The organism is Aquaspirillum sp. LM1, from assembly GCF_002002905.1.
Classification (GTDB): Bacteria; Pseudomonadota; Gammaproteobacteria; order Burkholderiales; family Aquaspirillaceae; genus Rivihabitans.
On sequence record NZ_CP019509.1, the window covers coordinates 3,699,974 to 3,718,584 of the forward strand.

General features: G+C 61.9%; 17 protein-coding genes and 1 pseudogene. 6 read left to right on the forward strand and 12 right to left on the reverse strand.

The features are described 5' to 3' along the window. The first annotated feature begins 3 nt into the window (after positions 1 to 3). The 3 genes from BXU06_RS15965 (at position 4) to aspA (ending at position 6,178) form a co-directional block, all read left to right on the forward strand. A complete protein-coding gene (locus BXU06_RS15965; RefSeq protein WP_077301892.1) occupies positions 4 to 3,129 on the forward strand; it encodes an efflux RND transporter permease subunit in 3,126 nt (1,041 codons plus the stop codon). Continuing rightward, entirely contained in the window at positions 3,126 to 4,547 is a 1,422-nt protein-coding gene (locus BXU06_RS15970; protein WP_077301895.1) for an efflux transporter outer membrane subunit, read from the forward strand. Before BXU06_RS15965 ends, BXU06_RS15970 begins: the two co-directional genes overlap by 4 nt. Positions 4,548 to 4,759: 212 nt before the next feature. Next, positions 4,760 to 6,178, forward strand: coding sequence for an aspartate ammonia-lyase (gene aspA, locus BXU06_RS15975; protein WP_077301898.1), 1,419 nt, complete (start codon positions 4,760 to 4,762; stop codon positions 6,176 to 6,178). Between the two features lie 618 nt (positions 6,179 to 6,796). On the opposite strand, the gene BXU06_RS15980 is transcribed toward aspA, so the two are convergent. The 8 genes from BXU06_RS15980 to ssuE all read right to left on the reverse strand — a co-directional run bounded on the left by BXU06_RS15980 (position 6,797) and on the right by ssuE (position 12,702). Next, positions 6,797 to 7,102: a DUF2325 domain-containing protein gene (locus BXU06_RS15980; protein WP_077301900.1), complete on the reverse strand. Its 306-nt coding sequence runs from the start codon at positions 7,100 to 7,102 to the stop codon at positions 6,797 to 6,799. 155 nt (positions 7,103 to 7,257) lie between these two features. Then, a complete protein-coding gene (locus BXU06_RS15985) occupies positions 7,258 to 7,845 on the reverse strand; it encodes a malonic semialdehyde reductase (protein ID WP_077301903.1) in 588 nt (195 codons plus the stop codon). A gap of 217 nt (positions 7,846 to 8,062) precedes the next feature. After that, positions 8,063 to 8,278 (reverse strand): molybdopterin-binding protein, encoded by a 216-nt coding sequence (locus BXU06_RS15990; protein ID WP_077301906.1) that lies wholly within the window; start codon positions 8,276 to 8,278, stop codon positions 8,063 to 8,065. A 55-nt stretch (positions 8,279 to 8,333) separates the two neighbouring features. Next, positions 8,334 to 9,140, reverse strand: coding sequence for an ATP-binding cassette domain-containing protein (locus BXU06_RS15995; RefSeq protein ID WP_077301908.1), 807 nt, complete (start codon positions 9,138 to 9,140; stop codon positions 8,334 to 8,336). Between the two features lie 13 nt (positions 9,141 to 9,153). Then, positions 9,154 to 9,945: an aliphatic sulfonate ABC transporter permease SsuC gene (gene ssuC / locus BXU06_RS16000; protein WP_077301911.1), complete on the reverse strand. Its 792-nt coding sequence runs from the start codon at positions 9,943 to 9,945 to the stop codon at positions 9,154 to 9,156. Beyond that, on the reverse strand, positions 9,942 to 11,072 hold the full coding sequence (ssuD, locus tag BXU06_RS16005; RefSeq protein WP_077301914.1) for an FMNH2-dependent alkanesulfonate monooxygenase: 1,131 nt from the start codon (positions 11,070 to 11,072) through the stop codon (positions 9,942 to 9,944). The genes ssuC and ssuD overlap by 4 nt, the downstream gene beginning before the upstream one ends. Before the next feature lie 58 nt (positions 11,073 to 11,130). Then, a complete protein-coding gene (locus BXU06_RS16010) occupies positions 11,131 to 12,084 on the reverse strand; it encodes a sulfonate ABC transporter substrate-binding protein (protein ID WP_253189483.1) in 954 nt (317 codons plus the stop codon). A 21-nt stretch (positions 12,085 to 12,105) separates the two neighbouring features. Beyond that, complete coding sequence (gene ssuE / locus BXU06_RS16015; RefSeq protein ID WP_077301917.1) at positions 12,106 to 12,702, reverse strand: NADPH-dependent FMN reductase; 597 nt, start codon at positions 12,700 to 12,702, stop codon at positions 12,106 to 12,108. 590 nt (positions 12,703 to 13,292) lie between these two features. Between ssuE and BXU06_RS16020 the strand changes: the two genes are divergently transcribed. Then, on the forward strand, positions 13,293 to 13,505 hold the full coding sequence (locus BXU06_RS16020) for a CsbD family protein (protein WP_077301920.1): 213 nt from the start codon (positions 13,293 to 13,295) through the stop codon (positions 13,503 to 13,505). Between the two features lie 71 nt (positions 13,506 to 13,576). On the opposite strand, the gene BXU06_RS16025 is transcribed toward BXU06_RS16020, so the two are convergent. Then, on the reverse strand, positions 13,577 to 14,308 hold the full coding sequence (locus BXU06_RS16025; RefSeq protein ID WP_077301923.1) for a Crp/Fnr family transcriptional regulator: 732 nt from the start codon (positions 14,306 to 14,308) through the stop codon (positions 13,577 to 13,579). Positions 14,309 to 14,489: 181 nt separating this feature from the next. On the opposite strand from BXU06_RS16025, the gene BXU06_RS17555 reads away from it, so the two are divergent. Beyond that, complete coding sequence (locus BXU06_RS17555; RefSeq protein ID WP_150125244.1) at positions 14,490 to 14,636, forward strand: lmo0937 family membrane protein; 147 nt, start codon at positions 14,490 to 14,492, stop codon at positions 14,634 to 14,636. On the opposite strand, the gene BXU06_RS16030 is transcribed toward BXU06_RS17555, so the two are convergent. The 3 genes and pseudogenes from BXU06_RS16030 to tnpA form a co-directional block, all read right to left on the reverse strand. Beyond that, positions 14,631 to 16,274, reverse strand: a complete 1,644-nt coding sequence (locus BXU06_RS16030) for a methyl-accepting chemotaxis protein (RefSeq protein ID WP_077301925.1) — start codon at positions 16,272 to 16,274, stop codon at positions 14,631 to 14,633. The genes BXU06_RS17555 and BXU06_RS16030 overlap by 6 nt on opposite strands. A 52-nt stretch (positions 16,275 to 16,326) precedes the next feature. Next, positions 16,327 to 16,449: a hypothetical protein gene (locus BXU06_RS18420; protein WP_256364052.1), complete on the reverse strand. Its 123-nt coding sequence runs from the start codon at positions 16,447 to 16,449 to the stop codon at positions 16,327 to 16,329. A 374-nt stretch (positions 16,450 to 16,823) separates the two neighbouring features. Further along, positions 16,824 to 17,042, reverse strand: a pseudogene (gene tnpA, locus BXU06_RS16040) (IS200/IS605 family transposase); the annotation flags it as partial. Positions 17,043 to 17,392: 350 nt separating this feature from the next. Here tnpA and BXU06_RS16045 point away from each other — a divergent pair. Next, positions 17,393 to 18,598 (forward strand): RNA-guided endonuclease TnpB family protein, encoded by a 1,206-nt coding sequence (locus BXU06_RS16045; protein WP_150125245.1) that lies wholly within the window; start codon positions 17,393 to 17,395, stop codon positions 18,596 to 18,598. Positions 18,599 to 18,611 lie beyond the last annotated feature (13 nt).

Genomic DNA, 18,611 nt, shown 5'->3' on the forward strand with positions numbered 1-18,611 from the left:
GCCATGGCCAAATTTTTTATTAACCGGCCAATTTTTGCCTCGGTGATTTCCATCATTATCGTGATTGCCGGGCTGGTGGCCATGCAGGTGCTGCCGATTGCGCAATACCCGCAAATTGCCCCGCCCACCGTGGTGATCACCGCCACCTATCCGGGTGCATCGGCAGAAACCCTGTCCAAAACAGTGGCGGCACCGATTGAAGAGCAGCTCAACGGCGTGGAAAACATGCTGTATTTCACCTCGTCGGCAGCGGCCAATGGCGTGGTGAGCATCACCGCCACCTTCGAGGTGGGCACCAATGCCGATATGGCGGCGGTGAACGTCAATAACCGGGTGAAAGCCGCCGAGCCGCGCCTGCCAGAAACCGTGCGGCGCAATGGCGTGGTGGTGCAAAAGCGCTCCACCGATATTCTGCAGGTGGTGGCGCTGAAATCCGATGGCGGCAAGTACAACACGTTGTTCTTGTCCAACTACGCCTCGCTGAACATTGTGGATGAACTCAAGCGGGTGAACGGCGTGGGCGATGTGACGGTGTTTGGCGCGCAGGATTACTCCATGCGCATCTGGCTCAAGCCCGACCGCATGGCCCAGCTGGCGGTCACCACCAGCGAAATTGCCGCCGCCATCAACGCCCAGAATGCGCAAAACGCCGCAGGCAAGATTGGCCAGGAGCCGGCCCCGAATGACCAGCAACTGGTCTACACCGTGACCGCCAAGGGCCGGCTGCTGAGCGAGGCAGAATTTGGCAATATCGTCATCCGCGCCAGCGGCCCCGGCGGCGTGCTGCGGCTGAAGGATGTGGCGCGCATCGAGCTGGGGGCCTACAGCTACGAGCAACGGGTGACACTGGACGGCCAGCCCACCATCGCCATGGGCGTGTTTCTGCAAACCGGGGCCAATGCGCTGGAGGTGGCCGAGCAGGTGCGCAGCAAGATGCAGGCGCTGCAACAGAAGTTCCCGCCGGGCATGGGCTATGTGATTCCGGTGGACAGCACCCGCTTTGTCACCGCCTCGATCAAGGAGGTCACCAACACCCTGATTGAAGCCATGGTGCTGGTGATTGCCGTGGTGTTTTTGTTCCTGCAAAGCTGGCGCGCCACGCTGATTCCGATGGTGGCGGTGCCGATTTCGCTGATTGGCACCTTTGCCGGGCTGTGGCTGTTTGGCTTCTCGATCAACACGCTGACCCTGTTTGCCATGGTGCTGGCCATCGGCATTGTGGTGGATGACGCCATTGTGGTGCTGGAAAACGTCGAACGGCTGATGGCAGAAGAAAAACTCTCGCCCAAGCAGGCGGCCATCAAGGCCATGCACGAAGTGACCGGCGCGCTGATTGCCATTGTGCTGGTGCTGTGTGCGGTGTTTGTGCCGGTGGCTTTTCTGGGGGGCATTGCCGGCCAGTTGTACAAGCAGTTTGCCGTGACCGTGGCGGTGGCGGTGGTGCTTTCCGGCGTGGTGGCGCTGACGCTGACCCCGGCCTTGTGTGCCTTGCTGCTGAAAGCCCAGCACACCGAAAACAAGCTGTTTGCCCCGTTCAACCGGGCCTTTGACCGGCTGACCACCCGCTACACCGGCACCGTGCGCTTTACCCTGCGCCACGGTGTGGTGGGCGTGCTGGTGTTTGCCGGGGTGATTGCCATGACCGCCCTGCTGTTCAAGATCACCCCCGGCGGCTTTGTGCCCTCCGAAGACCAGGGCCGGCTGATTTCGGCACTGAGCCTGCCCGACGGTGCCACGCTCAAGCGCACCGAAGCCACCGGCGAGCGCATGCGCCAGATGGTAACCAAGGATGAGGCGGTGGAGCACACCTTTATTGTCTCGGGTTTTGATTTGATCAGCGGCGGCAACAAAACCAACGCCGGCACGGTGTTCGTTACCCTGAAAGACTGGTCAGAGCGCCAGGGCAAGGCGCAGGATCTGGTCGGCAAGTTCATGGGCTACGGCATGCGCCAGCCAGACGGCATGGCGCTGGTGTTCAATCCGGCACCGATTCAGGGCCTGGGCACCACCGGCGGTTTTGAGGTGTATGTGCAAAACCGGGTGGATGGCGACCCGAAAAAGCTGAACGCCGTGCTGGAAGCTTTTATGGACGCGCTGAAGAAACACCCGGAATTCACCCGGATTTCCACCTTCTTCCGCCCCACCGTGCCGCAGCTGTTTGTCGAAGTAGACGAGCAAAAAGCCCTGGCGCTGGGCATTGCCATCACGGACGTATACACCACGCTGCAAAGCACCCTGGGCGCTTACTACGTCAACGACTTCAACAAGGCGGGGCGGGTGTATCGGGTGCAGTTGCAAGCCGAAGCGTCATACCGGATGAAGCCGGACGACATCAACCGGCTGTACGTCAAGAGCCAGCTCAGCCAGGCAATGATTCCGCTGTCGGCGATTGCCACGGTGAAAAACGTGGTCGGCCCCGAGCAGGTGGAGCGCTTCAATGGCTTTATTGCCGCCAAGGTGATGGGCGACAGCAAGCCGGGGGTAAGCTCGGGTCAGGCCATGCAGTTGGTCGAGGACGTGGCTGCGGCCACGCTGCCGGAGGGCTACAGCATTGCCTGGACCGGCCAGGCTTTCCAGGAAAAGCGCAGCGCCGGCTCGTCGCTGCAAGCCTTTGGTTTTGCCATCATCATGGTGTTTTTGATCCTGGCCGCCCAGTATGAAAAATGGTCGCTGCCCATCGCCGTGGTGATGTCGGTGCCGTTTGCGCTGATGGGCGCGCTCACCGCCATCTGGCTGCGCGGCATGCCCAACGACATTTACTTCCAGATTGGCCTGGTGGTGCTGATCGGGCTGGCGTCGAAAAACGCCATCCTGATTGTCGAGTTTGCCGCGCAGAAATACCGCGAAGGCCTGAGCGCCGCCGATGCTGCCATTGAGGCGGCACGGCTGCGCTTGCGGCCCATCATCATGACCTCGCTGGCCTTTGTGCTGGGCGTGTTCCCGCTGGTCAAGGCCACCGGGGCCGGCGCTGGCGCACGGCAGTCGATGGGCACCGGGGTGTTTGGCGGCATGCTGGCCGCCACCTTTATTGCCACGCTGTTTGTGCCGCTGTTCTTCAAGTGGCTGGAGCGCGGCAAGCAAGTGGATCCGGCGCACATCGACGCCGACGACGAGGAGAAACAGGCATGATGGCGCGCATTACTCCCCTGGCCGCTGCACTGGCGGTGCTGACCCTGGCGGGCTGCGCCATCGGGCCGGATTACCAGCGCCCCAGCGCCGCGCTGCCGGCCAGCTTTGATACCAGCGTCGCCGGCAGCACTGGCGCGGCCAGCACCACGGTGGCCGCCGACTGGTGGACGCTGTTCCAGGACCCCACGCTGAATCAGCTGGTCACGCAGGCGCTGGCGCACAATGCCGACATGCGCCTGTCGGTGGCACGGGTGGAGCAGGCCGACGCCGTGGCCCGTGAAGCCGGCGCGGCATTTTTGCCGGAAATCGACGGGGGGGCCAGCGCCAGCAAGACCCAGGCCAGCACCCGCACCGCCAGCTATTCGGCCAGCTCGCCACGCCTGCGCACCGCGCGCAGCGCCACGCTGAGCACCTCCTACGAGCTGGACGTGTGGGGCCGGGTGCGCCGCGCCAATGAATCGGTGCGCGCCAGCCTGCTGGCCAGCCAGTATGCACGCGATGCCGTGCGCCTGTCGGTGGCCGGCGTGGTCACCAGCGCTTACCTGGATCTGCGTGCGCTGGATGCCCAGCTGGCGGTGGTGGGCGACACCGTGCGCACGCGCGAGGACAGCCAGCGGCTGATGCAGCTGCGGCTAAACGCCGGCCTCAGCTCGCTGGTGGACAGCCAGGCGGCGGATAACGCCCTGCAGGCCGCCCGTGCCCAGCAGGCCGAGCTGCGCCGCCAGCGTGCGCTGGCCGGCCACCAGCTGGCGCTGCTGAGCGGCCAGCCAGAACTGACCCTGACTGCCGGTGATGTGCGCCAACTGCCGCTGCCACCGCATCCCCCCGCCGGCCTGCCGGCAAGGTTGATCGAGGCGCGCCCGGATGTGATGCAGGCCGAACAGCAGCTGGTGGCGGCCAACGCCAATATCGGCGTGGCCAAGGCCGGGTATTTTCCGCGCTTTACCCTCACCGGCAGCACCGGCAGCGAAAGCCAGACCCTGGCCGATTTATTCAGCGCCGGTGCCGGGGCGTGGTCGCTGGGGATTTCCGCGCTGATGCCGATTCTGGATTTTGGCCGCACCTCGGCACGGGTGGATCAGGCGCGCGCGCTCAATCAGCAATCGTTGATCAGCTGGCAAAACGCCCTGCAAGTGGCCTACAAAGAGGTGCGCGATGCACTGGTCAGCCTGCGTGAAGATGGCGAAGCCGAGCGCGCCCAGGCCAGCCGGGTGGCCAACGCCCGTCACACGCTGGGCCTGACCCAGCTGCGCCAGCAAGCCGGCCACGCCAACCTGCTGGACGTGCTGGACAGCCAGCGCACCTTCAACGACACCCAACTGACACACATCGCCGCCCGCCAGGCGCAGCTGAATGCCAGCGTGGCACTGTTCAAGGCGCTGGGCGGTGGCTGGGAGCCTGCGCCTTCTGCTCGCTGACACTTTCCCGCCCGCCTTGCCCCGACAACACGGAGTAGCGGGCGGGACGGCGCAGCAAACCCCTGTTTTTGCATGGGCTTTTGCTGCGCCGCATCAGCGCCAACTATGCCGTCGCGGCATGGCGTGATGAACAAACAGCATTGGTCAGCCGTTTGCCGGCATGGCTATAGTCCGCTCCCGTTGTTCCCCATGCCTGACTGGACTTTTCCCCGATGACTTCGCCTGCCTCCCGCCTTGAACACGACCTGCTGGGCGCGCGCCACCTGCCTGAGCACGCCTATTACGGCATTCACACCCTGCGTGCGCTGGAGAATTTTCCCATCAGCGGCGCGCCGATTTCGGTGTATCCCGAGCTGATCCGCGCGCTGGCCTGCGTCAAGCAGGCCGCTGCCGAGGCCAATGCCGAGCTGGGGCTGCTGCCCGAGGCCAAGCGCCGGGCGATTGTGGCCGCCTGCACCGAAATCCGTGCCGGCGCGCTGCACGAGCAGTTTGTGGTGGATGTGATTCAGGGCGGTGCCGGCACCTCGACCAATATGAACGCCAACGAGGTGATTGCCAACCGCGCACTGGAGCTGATGGGCCATCCGCGTGGCGATTACCAGCATCTGCACCCGCACCAGGACGTCAACCTGAGCCAGAGCACCAACGATGTCTACCCCACCGCGCTGAAGCTGGCCGCCTACTTTGGCATCAGCCGGCTGCGCGAAGCCATGGCCCACCTGCGGCTGGCGTTTGCCGACCGCGCCGAGGCATTTGCCGATGTGCTGAAAATGGGCCGCACCCAATTGCAGGATGCGGTGCCAATGACGCTGGGGCAGGAATTTGGCACCTATGCGGTGATGCTGGGCGAAGACGAAGCCCGCCTGGGCGAGGCGTCCTTGCTGATTACCGAAATCAATCTGGGCGCTACCGCCATTGGCACCGGCATCAACACCCATCCGGATTACGCCCATGTCGCCTGCCGCCACCTGGCGCGCATCAGCGGCGTGCCGGTGTCCACGGCGGATAATCTGGTAGAAGCCTCGCAGGATTGCGGCAGCTTTGTGCAGCTGTCTGGCGTGCTCAAGCGGGTGGCGGTCAAGCTGTCGAAAACCTGCAACGACCTGCGCCTGCTGTCGTCCGGCCCACGCGCCGGCCTGGGCGAAATCAACCTGCCGGCCACCCAGGCTGGCTCCAGCATCATCCCCGGCAAGGTCAACCCGGTGATTCCGGAAGTGGTCAACCAGATTGCCTTTGAAGTGATTGGCAACGACCTGACAGTGAGCTTTGCTGCCGAGGCTGGCCAGCTGCAGCACAACGCCTTCGAGCCGATCATCGCCCACAGCCTGTTCAAGAGCATCACCCACCTGCGCAATGGCTGCCTGGTGCTGGCCGACCGCTGCGTGCGCGGCATCACCGCCAACCGCGAGCACATGCGCGCCCAGGTGGAAAACTCGATCGGCATTGTCACCGCGCTGACGCCGTATATTGGCTACGAACAGGCCACCGAGCTGGCGCAGGACGCGCTGCAAACCGGGCGCAGTGTGTACAAACTGGCGCTGGCCAAGGGCTTGCTCACCCGCGAGGCGCTGGAAGAAATTCTCAAGCCCGAACGGCTGACCCGCCCGCGCAAGTTTGTGCCGCTGCGCTGACAGGCCAGTAGCCCGTCACGATGATATGGACCGAATGACTGGCGGCTAGACCGCTTTCGGCATGAGTTTCACCTGACATGTCGTTCCCGCGCAGGCGGGAACCCAGACCGCGCCACAGCGTGCGCCGTGGGCCGTTGAGCTTTGCAGGGTCGTCAGCACACGGTGGATGCCCCTGGATTCCCGCCTGCGCGGGAATGACGCGGCGGGGTGCAGCGAATGGTTCATCGTTTCAAGTCAAGGTGTTGTTTTGAAATAAATTAAGCAAGGCATCCGACGTCGGCTTGCTCGCAAGCACCCTCGTGTTTCAACGTGACTGACGACTAGTAGCCAGTCACCATGATCTGAATCGACTGACTGGCGATTAGACCGTTTTCGGCATGAGTTTCATCTGACGTGTCGTTCCCGCGCAGGAGGGAACCCAGACCGCACCACAGTGTACGCGGTGGGCATGGCGCAGGTAAGCGCTCGTGAGAACTCACCCCGCTGTGCGCTGTGGACACGCCTGGATTCCCGCCTGCGCGGGAATGACGCGGTGGGGCGCGGCGAGTGGTTCGTCGTGGAACGTGAGCCATCGTATTTCAACGTGACTGACGACTAAGGTGGTCTGGCCCAGCCGGCTTACGCGGCGCAGCGCAGCGGTATGGCGGTGGGCAGCAGCCGGGTGGCCACTTCGCTACCGCCCTGCTTGCGCCCGACAAACGCCACGCTGATGCGCTGGTCGCGGGCAATCGCCTTCATGCGCCGGGCCAGCGTGTGGTTGACAAACTCCAGCAGGATGACCATGTGGGTCACCCCGGTAGGCAGAGGGCGTTTCAGGTCGTTGTTCTTGCGGCCACTCCAGTGCACCACGTCGGTATAGCCCGAGGCGTAGAGGGCGCGTTTGGTGGTGTCGACATGGTCGCCACCGACTATCAATGCTCGCATGTCTGTTTCCTTGAAAAAAACTCAGCCAAGCCACCAGGCAAAAGTGGGCAGGCCACACCTGAACGCCTGCGGGTGGCTTGGGTGAATTTTTTTGCTGATGGTGGCGGGCAACAGCGGCCATGACACCCGGCGCTGCCGCCCCCCTCTTACCGTCGCTAGACAATCTCGGCCACATCGGCAAATGCCAGGCGCGGGCCGCGCGGTGACACGCCTTCACGCACGCCATAGCCCAGATTGACCAGCAGCAGGCTCTTGTACTGGCCATCGGCAAAAAACGCCTGGTCCACCGCGCTGGCGTCAAATCCGGCCATTGGCCCGGCGTCCAGCCCCAGCGCCCTGGCGGCCAGAATCAGGTAAGCCGCCTGCAGGGTGGCGCTGCTGCGGGCGGTGGGTTCAATCTGCTGCGGATGCTGCTCATAAAACCCTTTGGCGTTGAACGCCGGAAACTGGCTGGGCAGTTGCTGATGAAAGGCGCTGTCGTAGGCAACAATCACCGTCAGCGGCGCGGCCAGGGTTTTCTCGCGGTTATTGCCGGCCAGCGCCGGTGCCAGCCGGGCCTTGGCCTCACTACTGCGCACAAACACATAACGTCCAGGCTGGCCGTTAAATGCGGTTGGCCCCCATTTCAGCAATGCATACAGGGCTTCAATCTCGGCATCGCTGACCGGCTGGTCGGTAAAGCGGTGAATGGAACGGGCCTGGCGGAACAGTTGGTCCAGCGCGGCGTCGGGCAAAGTGGCCATGGCAGATCCTTTTGGTGAATAGTCGCTCACAAAACGCTCCTGGCGTTGTGGCGTGACCTTGCCGTACTCCCTTGTACTGTCTGCGGTCACACGCCTGGCCAGGATCGCTTCGCTGAGTTTTGTGAGCGACTCGACGCGGAAAACGTCCCCTGCCTTAAGCTGTGAAGCGTGGCCGGCAGGGGAGAGCGGCTCAAGAAGCCGGTGGGTGGGCCACGACTTACAGCGTGGCGATCGACACCTCGGTGGACTTCACAAATGCCACCACTTCGGTGCCCACCTTGAGTTGCAGCTCCTTGACCGAACGGGTGGTGATCACCGAGGTGACAATGCCCGAAGCGGTTTGCACGTCCACTTCCGACAGCACCGGCCCTTCGATGATTTCCTTGATGGCGCCGCGAAACTGGTTGCGTACATTGATCGATTGAATGGTCATGGCAAATATCCTGAAAAGTAAGGGGAATGGCTGCTGGGCGGGTTTCCGGCGGAAATCACAGCGCCCAGTTCAGTTGTGAAAAATGAATGGTGGCCGGTTCTGCCGCAGCCAGCCCGGTGTGCTGACTCTCCGAGCCATCCGGGCCTTGCAGCACCCGGCGCAAAATGGTGTGTTCCAGGCGGACAAAGCCCGGATGGGCGTGGTCGCGGCTGCGTGGCAGGGCAATGGGCACATCCAGCGCCACCTGGCCGTCTTCCACCAGCACCACCCGGTCGGCCAGCGCCACCGCTTCGCTGACGTCATGCGTCACCAGCACCGTGGTGCAGCGATGCGCCAGCCACAGCCGTTCGATCAGCCCCTGCATTTCCAGCCGGGTGAGCGCGTCCAGCGCGCCCAGTGGCTCGTCCAGCAACAGCAGGCGCGGGCGATGCACCAGGGCGCGGGCCAATGCCACCCGCTGCCGCTGGCCGCCAGACAGGCGGGCCGGCCATTCCTCGGCGCGATCGGCCAGACCCACTTCGGCCAGCGCCTCACGCGCCTGCGCCCGCCCGCTGGCTGGCAAGCCCAGCGCCACATTGTCGAGCACCGACTTCCAGGGCAGCAGGCGGGCTTCCTGAAACATCACCCGCACGGTCTGCCCTTCCGGCTGAATCAGTTCGCCACCATCGGCCTGATCCAACCCGGCCAGCAGGCGCAGCAGCGTGCTCTTGCCGCAGCCGGAGCGGCCCACTACGGCCAGAAACTGCCCGTCAGGAATGGTCAGGTCCAGCTGTTTGAGCACCGTGCGGCTGCCAAACTGGCGCGACAGGCCACGCAAGTGGATCGACGCGCTGTCGGCGGGAAAATCATTGAGTTTCATCATGTCCTTTCCGCACTCAGGCCGGCTGAAAATACGACGGATGCCATTGCAACCAGCGCCGCTCCAGCCAGCGGGCGGCAGAATCCACCAGCTTGCCCAGCAGGGCATACAGCAGGATGGACAGCACGACGATTTCGGTTTGCAAAAACTCGCGAGCATTCGATGCCAGGTAGCCAATGCCGCTGGTGGCCGACAGGGTTTCCGCCACAATCAGCAAAATCCAGGCAATCCCCAGCGCATAGCGCACTCCGACCAGAATCGACGGCATGGCACCAGGCAGCACCACCTGGCGGAACAGTTCGCGCCCGGTCACGCCGTAGCTGCGCGCCATTTCCAGCAGGGTCGGGTCGATCGAGCGGATGCCGTGGTAAGTGTTCAGGTACACCGGAAACAGCGTGCCAAACGCCACCAGAAACACCTTGGCCGATTCATCAATGCCAAACCACAAAATCACCAGCGGCAAAATCGCCAGCGGCGGGATGTTGCGCAGCATTTGCAGCGTGGTGTCGAACAACGCCTCGCCAAACCGCGACAGCCCGGCAATCAGCCCCAGCACCAGCCCCAGGCCGCCACCAATCAGAAAACCACTGGCGGCACGGCCAAAACTGCTGGCCAGATGACGAAACAAATCCCCGCTGATCAGCAACTCCCATCCCGACACCAGCACCGCCAGCGGTGCCGGCAATACCCGGTGGTTGATCCAGCCCAGCATGGAAAACCCCTGCCAGACCAGCAGCAGCGCCAGCGGCACCAGCCAGGGCACCCAGCGCGAGGTACTCAGCGAAAACGTCACAGGTTTCTGGCTCATGATGCGGACACCAGTCGGGGCACATGCTGGTTAGCCATCACCTCGCCGGCGGCATTGCCGGTGGGCGTGGCCTGCTGACGGCCAGGCAGGTGCGGAAACAGCAGCTCGGCCACCCGATAGGCTTCGTCCAGATGCGGGTAGCCGGACAGCACAAAGGTGTCCACCCCCAGCGCGGCGTATTCCTGCATGCGCTGGGCCACGGTCGGGCCATCGCCCACCAGCGCGGTGCCGGCACCGCCGCGCACCAGGCCCACCCCGGCCCACAGATTGGGGGCGATTTCCAGCTGCTCGCGCCGGCCACCGTGCAGCGCCGCCATGCGTCGCTGGCCTTCGGAATCCGCCCGGCCCAGGGTGCGCTGGGCGGTGGCGATGGTGTCATCGTCCAGCTTGCTGATCAGTTGCTCGGCGGCGCGCCAGGCTTCCTCGTTGGTTTCACGCACAATCACATGCACGCGCAGGCCAAAGCGGACAATCCGTCCACGCTTGGCCGCCCTGGCGCGCACATCCTGAATTTTTTTCGCCACGTCCTCCAGCGGCTCGCCCCAGCTCAGATACACATCCACGTGTTCGGCGGCCAGCTCATGCGCGGCTTCCGACGAACCACCAAAGTACACTGGCGGATGCGGCTGGCTGACCGGGGGAAACAGCTGTTGCGCGCCTTTCACCTGAATGTGCTTGCCGTCCAGGTCCACCACATCGCCGGACAGCACACCTTTCCACACCGTCAGAAACTCGCTGGCGGCTTGGTAACGCTCATCGTGGCTCAGCCAGGAGCCATCACCCGCCAGCTCCACCGGGTCGCCGCCGGCCACCACATTAATCAACAAACGGCCCTTGGAATGGCGGTCAAAACTGGCGGCCATCCGCGCCGCCACGGTGGGCGACATGATGCCGGGACGCACCGCCACCAGAAACTTCAGCCGCTGCGTGGCCGGAATCAGGCTGGCGGCGGTGACCCAGGGGTCTTCACACGAGCGGCCAGTGGGAATCAGCGCACCATCAAAGCCCAGCGAATCGGCTGCGCGGGCAATCTGGGTCAGGTAGTCATGATCTACCGTGCGCGCCCCTTCGGTGCTGCCCAGATAGCGGCCATCGCCGTGGGTGGGAAAAAACCAGAACACATTCATGTCAGCAGGCTCCTGCAAAAATCAGATCAAATTCAGCGTGGGCAAGGGGGCTGGCGGATCAGGGCCGTGACGGGCGCCAGGCGGCGTCCTGCACCTTGATCGGGCGCGGAATCAGGCCCAGCCCATGAAAGGCGTCCGCCACCTTTTGCTGGTCCTGCAATACCGCCGGGGTGAGGTAGTCCACGCTGTAGTTGGGGTGGCGGCTGAGCATCACTTCGTAGGTGGCGGCGTCCAGCCCGGTGTAACCAGACAGCGTGGCCGCCACCTTTTTCACCTCGCCACTCAACTGGGCGTTGTTGTCGGTCAAGGCCTTGAATACCAGATCAATCACCCTGGGATTGGCCTGGGCAAAGCTGCGGGCGGCCAGATAAAAGGTATTGTTGCTGGTCAGCCCCTTGCCCGACGCCAGCACGCGCACCCCGCCAGCGCGCTGCGCAGCGGCGTAGTACGGATCCCAGATGGTCCAGGCATCAACGCTGCCGCGCTCAAAGGCGGCGCGGGCTTCTGACGGACTGAGATACACCGGCTGAATATCGCTGTAGGCAATCCCGGCTTTTTGCAGCGCGCTCAAGGTCAGGTAATGCGCGCTGGAGCCTTTGGTAAAGGCAATTTTCTTGCCCTTCAAATCGGCCAGGGTTTTAATCGTGGATTGGGTGGGCACCAGAATCGCCGAGGATTCCGGCTTGGCTGGCTCCTGGCCGATATACACAATCTCGGCACCCGCTGACTGGGCAAAAATCGGCGGAGAATCGCCGGTCATGCCCACACTGATACTGCCGGCATTCATGGCTTCCAGAATCGGCGGGCCGGCCTGAAATTCAAACCATTTCACCTCAACCCCCAGCGGCTTGAGTTTTTGCTCAAGCACGCCCTGGGCTTTTAACGAGGCCAGATTGACCGCGCTTTTCTGGTAGCCGATATTCAGGTCCAGCGCCAGCACCGGCGCAGCCAGCACCAGCCAGGCCGTCAGGGTGGCCATCAGCCGGCGGGAAGACATCAGGGAAGCAGGCATGGACGCGCTCCGGGGCAGGGGTTACAGGCTGATGCGCTGGGACAGCCACTGGCTGCTGGGCGGCGGCGGCGTGATGGTCCGGCGCGGGGTGCGGCCGGGCAGACGGTCGATGAATTCGCTGACCGCCGCTTCCAGCCGCGCCGCCAGGTCTTCGGCCAGTTGTGGCTGGGTGTGCGCGTCGCGGGCAATCTGTGCCTCGACGGCAAACACGCCTTGATGGATGTCACTGGCTTTCAGCGCTGCCAGCACCGGTTTGATGGCGTAATCCACCGCCAGCAGATGGCCAGGAGAACCGCCACTGGCCAGCGGCAGCACCGGCTTGCCGGTCAGCCCGCCTTCCGGAATCAGGTCGAGCAGCACTTTCAGCGCACCAGCATAAGCCGCCTTGTATACCGGGGTGGCAATAATAATGCCCTGCGCCCGCGCCACTTGCTGCTGAAACTGTTTGACGGCCTCGCTGGAAAAATCAGCATGCAATAATGCCTGCGCCGGAAAATCGTGAATGCTGCTGCGCTGCAGTTGAATATCGGCAACCTGCAGAATCTCCGCTGCCCGATCAACCAATTTGGCAGTGCGGGAGGGGTGGCTTGGGCTGCCCAATATGGCAAGGACGGTCATGGCACATCAATCATCAATCAAAAAGTAAATTGATCCTAGCATGCAGGGCGCAGCCGGATAACCAAGATAAAATCAGATCGATTGCAGGTTTTCTTCTAAGGCCGTGCTGATTTATTCAGAAAAAATCGTGTTTGCCAAAAGCAATATCCAGCAAAATCAACACGCTGGATTCCCGCCTTCACGGGAATGACGATTTTTTCAGCGTTTCCCTCATGAAATGGACTGCGCCGGACATTCTTCCAGCAAGAAATGCCCCCAAGAAATGCCCCTTCAGGCAGTCGGCCAGCGCCCATCCGTCGGCGGCCAACCGGTCTGCGCCGGGCCTGGCCGCCACTCTGCGCGCCAGCGCACCGACGCCCCGGCGAACGCCGTGCATGGTGTCGACACCGGCTCTGCGCATCTTCGCGGGAGACGGGAGACATTGGGAAGATCACCATGCATCCACCGATCAAGCAGTCCGTCCCCTTCTGGCCATTCACGCCAGCGGCGCACCCAGACCCCGACACTCACGAGCCGCATCCGGTCAGGGCCAGCAGCCCGTCCAGCGCCGCCAAGCGCTGTTACCCCCACGTACAAGAATGGAAAAAATCATGAATCTGCCCAGCGTTGAACAAATTCAAGGCAAATGGAAACAACATGTTGGTGCCGCCAAAATTGCCTGGGGCGAGCTGACCGAAGATGAACTGCTGCAAACCGAAGGCCATGTGCAAAAGCTGACGGGGCTGGTGCAGGAACGCTACGCCATCAGCCAGGAAGAAGCCGATATCCAGGTGAAGCATTTCTTCAATAAACACGCCAGTTGAAGCCTGGCCCGCTGGTCAGGGCAGGCAGGCTCACCCTGGCCAGCGGGCACTTCAAGAGGAGGCGTCACCCATCACTTCGACCCCGTCACCGACGGCAAATAGGGCAACAGACGGTCGGTTTCTTTTTTGACTACCGCATAGCACTCGCAGCACAGCGCTTCCAGCTTGGGACGATTCAGCACGGTGATATGGCCACGGCTGTATTCAATCACTCCGAGCTTTTGCAGCTTGCCCGCCGCTTCGGTCACCCCTTCGCGGCGCACGCCGAGCATGTTGGCAATCAGTTCCTGGGTCATCACCAGGTCTGGCCCGGACAGCCGGTCCAGCGACAGCAACAACCAGCGGCACAGTTGCTGATCAATCGAATGGTGGCGGTTGCACACCGCGGTTTGCGCCATCTGGGTAATCAGCGCCTGCGAATAGCGCAGCATCAGATGGAGCATTTCGTTATGGCGATTGAATTCTTCCTTGAACAGGCTGCCCAGCAGGCGGTAGCCGTGGCCAGCGCTTTGCACAATCGCCCGGCTGGTGGTGCTTTCCCCGCCCATGAACAGCGCCACGCCAATCAAGCCTTCGTTGCCCACCACCGAAATTTCTGCCGATGCGCCACTTTCCATCACATACAGCAAGGACACGATGGAGTCGGTGGGAAAGTACACATGGCGCAATGTATCGCCTGATTCGTACAGCACCTTGCCCAATGGCAGCAACACCGGCTCCAGAGCAGGAAACAGGCGGCTTTGCACCTCTGCGGGCAGGGCGGCCAGCAGATGGTTCTGGTACGGCGAAAGGGGGTCCGACATGGCGATCTCCGGTCACGGGGCATGACATCGCAGTATAGCGGGATGGCGGTTCCGCTCTGTGCGCTAACGCACAGACAATCTGGTGTATCTGTGTATTCCACCCAGCGCACCAGGAGGTCCATTTTATCCATGCAGGCAGAGCGGGCTGTCGCCCGCCATCACTTCATCGAAAGGCTTCATCATGCTTGAAACCATTGCCGTTATTCTGTTGGTCCTGTGGGCGCTCGGGCTGGTATCGTCATACACCGTCGGCGGATTCATTCATGTGCTGCTGGTGCTGGCGGTGGTGGTGATCCTGATCCGGGTGATCCAGGGCCGGCGCCTATAAACGCCCCAGCTTGAACCGCCCCACCTCGCTGTCCAATTGCTGAACAATACTTTTCAGCTGCTGGGCCAGGGTAATCGCCTGGTCGGCGTTGACACTGAAGGTGGCCGCCGAATGGGCCACCTGGCCGGTGCGCTGGCCAATGTGCTGCGCCGCCTGATTTTGCTCGGCCAGCGCGTCAAGCAGCCGGGTCAGCTCGCTGTGCGCCGACTGCGCACCCTGGCGCAATTCGGCAAACGGTGCCAGCAGCTCGCCAATCAGCTTCACGCCAAACGCCACCAGATCCTCGCCCTGCAGCAGATTGTCGGCTGAGGCGCGGGTTTGCTGCTGGATGGCGGCAATGGTGTCGACAATTTCCTGGGTCGAGCGCGTGGTGTGCTCAGACAATTTGCGGATTTCGTCGGCCACCACGGCAAACCCGCGTCCGGCCTCACCCGCGCGGGCCGCCTCAATCGCGGCGTTCAGTGCCAGCAGATTGGTCTGCTCGGCAATCGAACGAATCACCCCAACCACCCGATGAATTTCGTCAGTTTTGCCTGCCAGCTCGGCCACCTCCCGCGACGAGGCATGAATGGTGTCCACCATGCGGTGAATTTCTCCGGCGGCTTCGCGCAGCAGCTGGTCGCCACGTTCGGACAGGGTCAGCGCCCGCGCCGACACCGCCTGCACCTGATGCGAGCTGGCCGACAGCCGCTCGATATTGCGCCCAAGCTGGTCCACTGCCGTGGCCATGGCTGCGGTGGCATCGGTTTGCCCCGCCGCCCCCCGATGAATATGCTCGCACAGCGAACTCATATTGCAGGCCGCACCGGACACACCGCCGGCGGCCTGCTGAATTCGCGCCACCAGGGCATGCAACTGGGCGCGCATCCGCTCCAGATTGGCCATCAGGCTGTGCGGGCTGGCCTGCGGAGCAACGATATGATGGGTGAGGTTGCCCTCGGCAATACTGGCCAGCGCCAAGGCGGCATGGCGCGGGTCGCCACCCAGCGGCTGCTGCACACTGCGCAAAATGCCCAGCCCCACCCCCAGCGCCGCCAGGCCGCTGAACAGGGTCAGCCCCCAGAGCAGCTGGCGCTGTTGCTGGCCAGTGGCTTCGGCCTGCTCCGCCGCCTGGCGCAGCAATCCTTCCTGCAACGCCAGAAATTCACGCATCCGTGTGGTGTAGTCGTGCAGCACCGGCACGCCCTCACGGGCAAACAGGTCACGCGCTTCTGGCTCCTGCCCGCTTTGCAGCAGCGCCACCAGCTGCGGCGTCACCGCGCTAAGCGCCTGATGCTGGGTTTGCAGCCGGCCCAACAGCGCCTTGCCTTCCGGCAGTGTCACCAGCTGGCCCACTGCCGCCAGCTCGGCACGAATGGCGGCGTCGCGCTTGGGCAGGCTGGTGCTGAAGCGGCGCAGGTCGGCAGCAGTGGGGTTTTCGTTCACCAGCGCGTAAATATCGCGCTCCATATCGTTAATCAGGAACAGCGTCCGGGTGGCGTGGGTCACTTTAGCCGCTTCCACCTGGGTGAGCTGACGCGAACTGGCCTGCATGCGCGACATGCCATAGCCCGAGGCCAGGCTCAGCACGGCAAACAGGGCAATCAGCAAAATCACGCCCAGACGGATACGCCAGATCAGGCTCAGGGACGACAGCATGGCAGACACTCCAGCAATGGCAGGCAGCCGGCGCACCGGCTGCTGCCGTCGGTCAATGGGCGGGCGGGGAGGCAAACAGGGTGTGCAGGGTGTGTTGCAAAGCCAGTATGCGCTGGCCAAGATCGTGCAGTTCACGGCGCAGGGCGTGGCTGGAGTGGTAAGTGGCAGGTTTCATCGGGGTCATCCTCCAAAAAAAACGGCAAGGCCGGGTCATGCCTTGCCGTCATAGCCAGTGACAAGTCGAGAAGAAGCGGAAGGTTTCCGCACTACCGACTGTAACGGGGGATAGGCAGATCAAAAAGTAATGAATGATTAGATTTTAATTGCTAATTGATCTAAGAAACACCCGGACACACTGCCCCATTGCAGCAAACCGCCCGAAGGCTGCCGCGCATTTGCGTCCGTGCGCCAGGCAACGCCAGACAAAAAAAGGGCATGCCCCTCAGCATGCCCCCAAACGTCCTCGCTACTTTTACCAAGTGTGCGGAAAGCCTCGTCCTTCAGGGCGGGGATGAATAGCACGAAGGCGTAGCCGTCTTTTCGCTGCACTTAATGTGGCGTCTGCTGTTGTTCAATGTACTGCCGGATGACGGCAATCGGCGCACCACCACAACTGCCTGCAAAATAGCTGGGTGACCATAGCGCACCATCCCACAGTTTTTGCTTAATACTGGGGTAGTTTTTTTTGCGAATCATACGGCTCGATACACCTTTCAGACTGTTCATCAGATTAGATACAGCCACTTTCGGTGGATAGTTCACTAGTAGCCAGTCACGTTGAAACACGATGGCTCACGTTCCACGACGAACCACTCGCCGCACCCCACCGCGTCATTCCCGCGCAGGCGGGAATCCAGGCGTGTCCACAGCGTACAGCGGGGTGAGCGCTCATCAGCGCTACCTGCGCCATGCCCACCGCGCACGCTGTGGCGCGGTCTGGGTTCCCGCCTTCGCGGGAACGACACCTGAGGTGAAACTCATGCCGAAAGCGGTCTAATCGCCTGTCAGTCGATTCAGATCATGGTGACTGGCTACTAGTAGGTGAACATGGTCGTCTTCGCCGTCAAACGTGCCGAATATTGTTGTCATTTGTCATATGCCAAACTATACTTCAAGGCATGGAACGCCTACAAGCCTTCAAATTCGAGCTACAGCCCAATGGCGAACAGCAGCGCAATATGCGCCGCTTCGCGGGCTCATGTCGCTTCGTGTTTAACAAAGCATTGGCGTTGCAGCAGGAACGACGCGAGCAAGGCGAAAAGAAACTGAGCTATGCGGGGCTGTGCAAAGTGCTGACCGAATGGAAAGCACAACCAGAAACGATTTGGCTGAAAGAAACGCACTCGCAGCCATTGCAGCAGAAGCTCAAGGACTTGGAACGCGCCTACGTTAATTTCTTCGAGAAACGTGCGGACTTCCCGCGCTTCAAGAAAAAAGGCATGGGTGACAGCTTCCGCTTTCCGCAAGGCTGCAAGCTAGAGCAAACCAATTCCCGTATCTTTTTGCCCAAGCTGGGCTGGCTGCGCTATCGCAACTCACGTCCCGTTTTGGGTGATGTATGCAATGTCACGGTCAGTCAGTCGGGCGGCAAGTGGTTTGTGTCGATTCAAACTCGGCGCGAAGTTGAAACAGAGCAACCACAAGGCGGCATTGTCGGTCTCGACATGGGGATTGCCCGTTTCACCACTTTGAGTGATGGCAGCCACTACGACCCGCTCAACAGTTTCAAAAAACACCAGCAACGCCTTAAAAGGTACCAACGCCGTATGGCGCGAAAGGTGAAATTCAGCGCCAATTGGAAGAAAGCCAAGGCCAAAGTCACGCAAGTGCATATCGACATTGGCAACGCCCGCAAGGACTATCTGCACAAAGCTTCAACAATAATCAGCCAAAACCACGCGATTGTATGTATCGAAGATTTGCAGATACGGAATATGTCCAAGTCCAGCAAGGGCAATGTTGAGCAGCACGGCAAAAAAGTGGCACAAAAGTCCGGCTTGAATCGGTCGATTCTCGACCAAGGCTGGGGCGAGTTTCGCCGCCAGTTGGACTACAAGCTGGCGTGGCGCGGAGGGCACTTAATTGCCGTGCCACCGCACAACACCAGCCGGACGTGTCCCGCTTGCGGTCATGTCTCCGGCGAAAATCGCCAGACACAGGCCAAGTTCGAGTGCGTCGAATGTGGTTATGAAAATAACGCTGACTATGTTGGCGCGATTAATGTATTAGAGCGCGGACAGCGCTTGTTAGCCTGTGGAGAATTGGCGCAGTCAGGCCGTTCTGCGAAGCAGGAACTCGCCGAAGCGAGTCAGGCGCAAGCCTAACCGCAGTAGGAAT